This is a genomic window from Vibrio sp. 10N.222.49.A3 (genome assembly GCF_041475145.1).
GTDB lineage: Bacteria > Pseudomonadota > Gammaproteobacteria > Enterobacterales > Vibrionaceae > Vibrio > Vibrio tasmaniensis_A.
Window position 1 is genome coordinate 20,213 of record NZ_JBFRVM010000069.1, and the last position, 8,446, is coordinate 28,658.

At 39.7% G+C, this 8,446-nt stretch carries 6 protein-coding genes and 3 pseudogenes; 8 read left to right on the forward strand and 1 reads right to left on the reverse strand.

The genetic code is table 11. The annotated features are described in order from the left end of the window. Nucleotides 1-518: 518 nt before the first annotated feature. The 4 genes and pseudogenes from AB4589_RS13005 to AB4589_RS13020 all read left to right on the forward strand — a co-directional run. A complete protein-coding gene (locus AB4589_RS13005; protein ID WP_016800063.1) occupies nt 519-1,544 on the forward strand; it encodes a hypothetical protein in 1,026 nt (341 codons plus the stop codon). Beyond that, nucleotides 1,541-2,455 carry an AAA family ATPase gene (locus tag AB4589_RS13010; protein WP_102258280.1) on the forward strand — a complete coding sequence of 305 codons (915 nt, stop codon included), beginning with the start codon at nt 1,541-1,543 and terminating at the stop codon, nt 2,453-2,455. The genes AB4589_RS13005 and AB4589_RS13010 overlap by 4 nt, the downstream gene beginning before the upstream one ends. A 125-nt stretch (nt 2,456-2,580) precedes the next feature. Then, nucleotides 2,581-2,841 (forward strand): annotated as a pseudogene (locus tag AB4589_RS13015) (resolvase); the annotation flags it as partial. 91 nt (nt 2,842-2,932) lie between these two features. Then, nucleotides 2,933-3,169, forward strand: a pseudogene (locus AB4589_RS13020) (recombinase family protein); the annotation flags it as partial. Nucleotides 3,170-4,176: 1,007 nt separating this feature from the next. On the opposite strand, the gene AB4589_RS13025 reads toward AB4589_RS13020, so the two are convergent. After that, nucleotides 4,177-4,362 (reverse strand): hypothetical protein, encoded by a 186-nt coding sequence (locus tag AB4589_RS13025; RefSeq protein ID WP_016800066.1) that lies wholly within the window; start codon nt 4,360-4,362, stop codon nt 4,177-4,179. Nucleotides 4,363-5,448: 1,086 nt separating this feature from the next. On the opposite strand from AB4589_RS13025, the gene AB4589_RS13030 reads away from it, so the two are divergent. The 4 genes and pseudogenes from AB4589_RS13030 (at nt 5,449) to AB4589_RS13045 (ending at nt 8,329) form a co-directional block, all read left to right on the forward strand. After that, nucleotides 5,449-6,654, forward strand: a complete 1,206-nt coding sequence (locus tag AB4589_RS13030; protein ID WP_016800067.1) for a DUF1611 domain-containing protein — start codon at nt 5,449-5,451, stop codon at nt 6,652-6,654. Continuing rightward, nucleotides 6,651-7,776 (forward strand): annotated as a pseudogene (locus AB4589_RS13035) (alanine/ornithine racemase family PLP-dependent enzyme). The gene AB4589_RS13030 and the pseudogene AB4589_RS13035 overlap by 4 nt, the downstream one beginning before the upstream one ends. Then, nucleotides 7,733-8,098: a type II secretion system pilot lipoprotein GspS-beta gene (gene gspS2, locus AB4589_RS13040; RefSeq protein WP_016800069.1), complete on the forward strand. Its 366-nt coding sequence runs from the start codon at nt 7,733-7,735 to the stop codon at nt 8,096-8,098. Before AB4589_RS13035 ends, gspS2 begins: the two are co-directional and overlap by 44 nt. Further along, on the forward strand, nt 8,099-8,329 hold the full coding sequence (locus AB4589_RS13045) for a hypothetical protein (protein WP_016800070.1): 231 nt from the start codon (nt 8,099-8,101) through the stop codon (nt 8,327-8,329). Nucleotides 8,330-8,446: the final 117 nt, after the last annotated feature.

Sequence of the window (8,446 nt, forward strand, 5' to 3'; positions counted from 1 at the left end):
TTGATGTTAGTTGTTGGGTTACCGACTGAGCCTAAGTGAAGTTGGTATATCTTGAAACTAGATCCTAAAGTTTCTAGTTTCTTAGAGTTCATCTAAATGTATCAACATCTACCGATTCAATATCAACATCTACCGATTCAATATCAACATCTACCGATTTTATATTGATATTAAACGATCATACATATAAACATTTACCGAAATAAGATTTTTTAGTATTAACATTAGCCGATCTAAAAGGAAGGTAAGATCATTAATTTAAGTTAACTTATGATAATTAACCTAAATTGGTTATAAAACGATCAAAACATTAGATAAATTATGAATTAAATACATAGTTTGATCATTGTGAAGTAACTAAACATTTACCGAAACAAGTAGTTATTTACCGATATTTATACATAATTTATGTGACGAGCTATAGATATTTACCGAAATAATATAGACATCTACCGAAGTTGATGAGGTAAGTAAGGTTATCTGTTAAAATGATACTATCTCATTCTTAGGTAATGATCATGACGTTATCATCCAACTCTAGCCTGACGGTTATTAATGAAGAAGACCGAAAAAATCGGTTTATCTCATCGATTCTGTTCTCTCGAGCAACTATTTTTCATCCTGCTTCTCGTTTGACTTCAACGATGCAGTCAAAATTGATTCAAATTGCTCAGAGTGGTGGTACAGATCCAAATCACCCATTAGAGAGTGTTAATATTAATAGCTATGGGAAAAGCTTCAGGGTTGATCTACATGTAGATTATCTCCTACAACCTCATCGCGATATCCTCGAGACTATGCTGGCCTATGCTCAAACTATTCAACTCGACGATGCTTCTTATGAAGCGGGATCTCGTTTAAATTGGTCCCAAGTATATCAAACCATTTCTGATGGTGATATTTCTGACACTCAACAAGATGGTTTCGACTCTTTTATTGACCGGGATGCAACCGTTTTATCGATGAGTATGTATGAGCTAGCAACCCGAATGGGAATGGCGACAACTCGTCCGAACTACGATCAAATTGAGCGTCGTATTACTCAATTGGCAACGGCTCATTTGGTGATTAATGAACTCGATGAAGAACAGAACGTTGTAGGCAAAAAGCCCTTAGAATTTGTGCAAGATTACCGTTTCTATTGTGATCGAAGTAAATTCAAAACCGGCCGTAAAAACAGTAAGAATCTAACTAACCATGTATTCTTAGTGCCAGACATGCGCTTGCTACAAGCGATACGCGACCATGGTTACTATTATCGATTAGAACAACACAAAATGACCAACTATAGTAAACCGTCAGTTCGCTCATTCTTAAAATACATTACCACGCACAAAGCAGAATTTTTACATAACAAAAAGTTTGAATGGGCGCTCGATAGTTACATTCAGTCTATTGCTTCTAAAGTCAGCCATAGCTTCCGTAGCGATCTAAGAAAAGATTTGTTGGCCAATGCCGTGCAAATTGAAAAAGATTTTAGTCTTCAATTTCGCGATGTTGGTAATGGTATACAGATCTTTTATATTGGGGAGGGTAAATCATGATTACTCAATCTCTTGATAGCTTGATGTCTTCACCTGCGAGCCAAAGCCTAGAGTTCAGTATAAAAGGCTTACTCAAAGGGCATGTAGGTATGTTGATTGCCGCACCGAATGTCGGTAAATCTCACCTTGCACTTTGTATTGCGATGGAACACGCTTCTTCAATGTCTTTACTAGGGATGAGCGCGGCCGACAAACCGGCTAAAACCTTGGTACTGAGTTCAGAAGACGGGGCTGGCGTGATTCAATCTCGAATGAAAGAAAAGCTGGTTAATTGCACTGCCACCATTAAGTCAGAGCTAAAAAAAAATCTACATTTTTTAACGGACATTGAACCGATAGTGCTCCCGCCCGACAGCTCTGCACAAGAAAAAGTAGAACATAAGCAGTATTTAGAACAACTCAAACAAATTTTCTCTGAATTCGATTTAGTGATAGTAGACACCGTGACTGAGTCAATAGGCCGTTGTGAGGAAGTCAAACACGATCGCTTAATCAAAAATGTCTTCCAAAGCCTTGCCAGTGAATCAGGCGCTAGTTTATTGCTTGTTCATCATGTGAATAAAGAGGAAATTCGTGGTAATCAAGAAATTACCATGGCATCTGGGGCTGGTTTAACGTCGATAATGCGATTAACAAAGTGCTTATTTACGTTAAAGAGAAACAAGGATTTCCTGTCGATTAAGTACCTTAAGAGTAATTATTTACCTGAAAATGAAAATCAAGAGTTTGCGGTTGAAGTAAGACAAAACCTTACGATTAATCCACAGGTATTCAGTTTGAAATCCAAGACGTCTAAGTCTGTTCGATCGGTGCAAAGTATTAAGCAAAATCCAAAAAAAATTACGCTGCCTGGAACTATCCCGGAACAAGAAGAAATTGAAGAGCGTAAAAACCTCAGAGACGTTTTGTAAGCTAGCTCTCACATTTTCAAAAAGCACCGAATTTCGGTGCTGTCTTTTTGTCTGACTCTGTTCGCACTTTCTTATATCCGTTCACTTTTTTGTCTACCTTAGATAATCTTATTTAAGGTGAAAACATGGTGAACTACGCATATTTAGGAGTCTCTTCAGACAACCAATATGTAGCAAACTAAAAGCACGGGCTCTATGACTCTACCAAAAAGGTTGGGATAGGTAATTTGGTGTTTGTAGAAGTCAGCCGTATTGCACGTCTTACCTCACAAGTGCTCAAAGCACTCTAAGTGAGCATGGAAAATAAAATTATCGTCTATATTGCTAATCAGAATTTGCAACTGGATGGTTCAATGCTGTGTCGGATAATGGCAACAGTACTAGGCGCCAAATTTGGTTTTATTCTAGGCTTATTTCATGAAAATTGTCTATGTCCGTGTCAGTACCTAAGACTAAACGTCCGACGTTCAAATTTAACAGCTAAACCAGTTGTTGGGCTTTACGAGGGAAGGGGACATTATTCACGTTACCAAAGTCGATTGGATGGCGCGTAATACCATCGATGCATTGCAAATTACCGCTCAGCTCGCGCAAAAGAAAGCCGGTTTGGTTTTTCATGATTTGTGCTATTTGGAGCTCAATAGCTATGTAGGCCGGATCATTTACACCACCAAGATGGAAAGAAAACACATCTTGCAGCGCTGTAATGAGGGGGGTTGGCACGAAAATAGGGCTTGTTTTTTCCAGCTTTACGTTTCATGAAAACGGTTGAGGGGACGTTTAAGTGTACTGGGTTTTGTTTTTATGTTCGATGCAGTTTTTAGGAGGCCGCATGACAGTTTGTCCCACAAGATCCGCCGAGATATATCTAGGTGAATTCGACCGATTTTGACTCCACCGTAAAGGCGGTTTAGGTACATGAGGTGCTCGTTAAGGATTTCGAATCTACCGACTCCATAAGACTAGAAGACAATCTAGGTTAAGGTGTCAGGATTATATATTGTGACGGCGTAACAAGTTTTGAGCCGATGCGAGAAGATTACGTTTGCGAAGAAAGTAGAAAGGACGAGAGAAACAACGTTCGCGTATCGGCCTCTTCTCTTTATGACGACTAGGAACAGGCTCTTAACGTCGATATCACGTTAAATAATCGTTAATATTTACTTCATCAATTTGCTCAGGCTGTAAATAGTCATCAGTAAGACGTTTACAAACCCTCGAACTTAAAAAAAAAGCGAACAGAGCAGGGTCAACGCTTCAAAGAGATCGGCAATGGCCATGACTTTTGTGGTAAGAGGCATCTCTGAGCCCGTTAAGCCCATAGGTTACACTTACCATTAATTTTCTCATGGTGGCCTCCCGCAATTTTTGCCAAGTTTCGAATATGTTGTGGGAACGGTAGCTACTCCAAAATATGGATGGTTTGAACAATGTGATCGTTGATGATAAACCGTTCTTTCTCTGTTAACGTGCCGCTCTGAATACCTAAGTTGTGCATTTATCCTTTATTCGCCTGATATTGCTTCGGCTGGGTATTTATCTTTTTTCGTGTACTGCTTCATTTCTTCTGAAGATGTACCGAGTTGTTTACTTAAGGTTAGAGTCCACATTCGTGAGATGATATTAGGTTCAGTTGGTGTGATAAACTCTGCTCCCAAATTAAGCTGAGCTAAAAATTAAAAATATTGATTCAACTGTTCACAATTTTCTATTATTTGATCTCACCATCCAACTGGATACGCTTGCACCAAAGACTTCAATTTCGTAATTTCTTCCTCACGTTTAAGAAGCTTGAAGCGTATTCTTACTTCGTGGATCCGGTTATAAATCGCTTCCAGTTTTGTTGCTTTTTTGACCACACCTTCGGGTGTCGTGATTTTTCCACAGTCATGTAGCCAACTCGCCATTTTCAACTCTTGCCACTCTTTTTGAATTAAGAAAAAAGTGGTCAAAAGGCGGTAAGGTAGATTCTTGAGCTGCGCGAGTTAACCACTCGGCTAAGATTGGAACACGTTGGAAATGGTTTCTGTATAAAGGGATTTTTTGTCTAATAATCCTGCAATAAATTTGATGAATTGGTTAAGGAGTCATGTATGGTTTATGGTGTGCACGACATGGAAATTTGATTCGATAGGGACAGCAAGGAGTGCCTTGAAAAGACATTTATTGCCAGAGTTTGTGTGCTATCCCGTCAGTAGCCTTGATTCATACCATGTACAACGTTGATTTGATGAATTTAGTTGACTTAGGCTGGCGCTGCCAACCGTAACCTTGATGTGCTTCGTTCTATTTTTAAGTATGCTGTTCAGCAGCGTCTTGTATGGAGAATCCTTGTGATGGCATTAAGCAAAACCGTAAAAAATAGCTTAATCACACATCTTAAGTATGGAAGAGCCAAAGCAGCTTAAAATCGTTTTAAGGTGCTAAAATTGCTCCTTTTAATGGGTTGTCTAATTTAAGAGGTGACGGGGCTGAGATGGTCTTTTGTCAAAAATGATGAATGGCACCGCAGTTGTTAGGTCATAAGCGTATTCCGTCAACGCTTCGTTTGCCCATGTGAATGATGCGCAAGTATCGCTATATTCTGAGGCGATAGGGGAAGTCATTCGTGGAATATTATCAGGTCAGTTTATGAGTAAACCTAAAAATCGAAAAGTGAGAGCATCCAAACCTAAACAGACGAGCTCCCAAGCGCAGAGGAAGACTTATCAAAGCAATGCCAACACGTACTGATGAGGAAGTTGAACGGTTTAGGTATCTGTGTTGATATTAGGATGTTAATTGAGTCGATTCTCGGGCGATAACTCACTCTAGTAAGGGCTAACTTTCAAAGTGATAGACGCAGAAGTGTCTTAATATTAACCAACAATAGTCTGGTAAGTGTGTTACCTTGGTTTTTATCCCTACCGCTTAGTAGGGACTTCTTTTCTTTTCCGAACTCGCATCTCGGCACTCCTTAGTTGCCCTTCTAAGCCTCACCGCAGGCTTTAATTATGTCCATTTCAACCCAAAAGTTAAGAAACATCTTCAAATTCACTAGAATTGAAAATTTCAAAACCAACTACAATGTAACTCATATCGCTCCTTGGCTACCACTTGCTCAGAAAGTGAAACCTGTCATCCCTTCGGCAATTATATATTGCGAAGGTAATTTCGGTGAAATTGATGGTAAAACCGCTAATGGGCTAGTGAGGCATTCATTAAGCTATCGTATTCTATCGGTTATTGATAGTGTATCTGCCGGCTTAGATGCTGGAGAAGTACTTGATAACAAAGCCAATGGAATACCGATCCTTGCCAATGCTGAAGAAGCTATCATTCACGCGGAAAGCATTCCCGATTACTTCATCTTTGGCATTGCGCCATCAAGTGGTTTTTTATCTGACTTAGATAAAAGCATCATTTTAAATGCCATGTCACTAGGAATGAACATCGTAAATGGCTTACATGAATTCCTAACTGATGATCCTCTATTTTTAGAAGCTAGCTTAAAGAATAACGTTCGAATATTCGATACTCGCAAACCCAAAAGTAAAGGCGATCTGAAAACGTTTAGCGGGAAAATACATAACGTTAAATGTCCGAGAATTGCTGTAATGGGGACGGATTGCGCGCTAGGAAAACGAACAACAGCAACAATATTAGCGAATGAACTGACTAGAAAAGGCCTTAACGTCGTTCTGATTGCCACTGGTCAAACAGGTATTATGCAAGGCGCACAATACTGCGTTGCACTCGATGCTGTCCCTTCACAATTTTGTGCCGGTGAGTTGGAATCTGTCATTGTACAGGCCTATGAAAAAGAAAATCCGGACCTGATTATTATTGAAGGGCAAGGAGCCTTGAGTCATCCTGCGTTTTCAACCAGCGCATTTATCTTACGTGGCAGTTGTCCAGCGGGTGTGATATTGCAACATGCTCCTAAACGTTTATATCGTAGTGATTTTCCTGATTGCCCAATGCCTTCGATTGCTTCAGAAATAAATCTTATCGAAACGTTTTCTAATACCGATGTTATTGGACTAACACTGAATCATGAAGATATGTCTTTAGATGAAACCTGTCGTGCGATAGACAGCTACACTACCGAATTTGGTATACCGGTTACTGATGCATTATCACAGCCTGTCGAACATCTACTGCACATCGTAACGTCAGCCTTCCCTATGATAGCAAGAAAACTGGCCGCAAAAGGGTGAACTGCCCTAGATTAGACATTGATTGTGGGAAGATTCACCATAACGCTCAGTACCTGCTCACTCAGCTCTCACTAAAAAATATATCCGTTACACCTGTAACAAAAGTCTTCCTCGGCCACCCTATCATCGCACAAGTTCTTATTGATGCTGGCGCAACAATGTTAGCCGATTCAAGAATGGAAAACCTTCAAAAGATGACTGAATCAGGCATTGCTATCCCTAAAATGCTGATACGTACGCCCATGCTAAGTCAAGTGGCGAGTGTAATAAAATACAGTGATATGAGTTTAAATTCTGAAGTTGAAGTAATTCAGAGGCTTTCACATGCAGCGGAACAACAAAATTGCCGTCACGGTATCATTATTATGGTTGAGCTTGGCGATCTCAGAGAAGGTGTGATGCCGAATCGCGTGATTGATTTTATCCGAGAGATTATTTCTTTACCGAACATCACGATAAAAGGAATTGGTGCGAATTTAGCCTGTCGGTATGGCGTCGCTCCAAATGAACAAAATATGAATATTCTTTCTGATCTTGCCGATGGAATTGAAGCTACATTTGGGGTCAATCTAGAAATTATTTCAGGGGGTAATTCTGCTTCAGTTAACTGGGCTCTTCAGAGAACAGGCTTAACTCGAGTCAATAACCTTCGTATAGGAGAAGCAATTTTTTTAGGCTGTGAGCCTTTAGAGCACGAAAATATCAAAGGCTTACATACGGATGCGGTTTCTTTGACCGCTGAAGTGATTGAATCCAAGATTAAACCGACTTTGCCTTGGGGAAGTCGGGGGTTAAATGCTTTTGGTGAAAAAGAAAACCTTCAAGATAGAGGGGAGGTATCACAAGCTATTCTGGCATTAGGCCGCCAAGATGTTTGTGTCAGCGGGCTTAAGGCTCCGAATGGGATTAAGATCATGTCTTCAACTAGCGATCACTTTGTCCTTGAATCCTCACAGAAACCACTACTTGTAGGGGAAAAAGTCACATTCAGTTTAGATTACAGTGCGCTCTTATCTTCTATGTCTTCACGTTATATCCATAAATATTTTAAGGCACCTAAAGGGAGAAGAAGCGCATAATGCTACGAACAACAGTAATTTTCTTCGTCAGTGTCATGCTTAACGGTTGTCAGATAAGCCCAATAAAATCTAATGGGCTTGCCGATTATAGAGCGACGGTTATCTCAAGCCAACTGCCACAAGAGTTAGGCTCAATCACACTCGTAAATGCTCAGTCAGAGGGCAATAGTGTCACTCTTATTTTCGTAAAAAAGAAAACTTTGAATATGGACAGCTTAGTAGAAAAAGTCGCCGTTAGTTTTTGTGACAACATCGAAATAAGACCACTATTAGAGAGGGGGGTCTCTTATCGAATCATTACCTTAGGCAAAAATGATAACGTAGAAAGCCTTAACGTCATTTCTCTAGCTAAGTGCTCTAATTGAATGCTCAGCAGTCGAATGGATAAAAGCCAATACGAGTTGTTCAATGTACTAAATGACACTATTTTATTAAGGTTTGACCGCCTTACGCCTTGGGAAAAAAACTTTATCACGGACCTACACCACAAAGCTTTAACTAAGCAGCTCATTTCAACGAAACAAGAACAACTTGTCTTAAAAATTTCAATGAAAGCCTACAAATCAAAGAAGAAAATCGAACATTCCAACTTTTAATTTAAGCCTGTATATACTTAATCGGTTGTTGCTTTCGCATTTGGCTTGGAAAAGAAAATTGCTGGCTGTTGGAAGTCATCAAAATCCATTTCATGAGACTTGATCCGCACCAGCAGT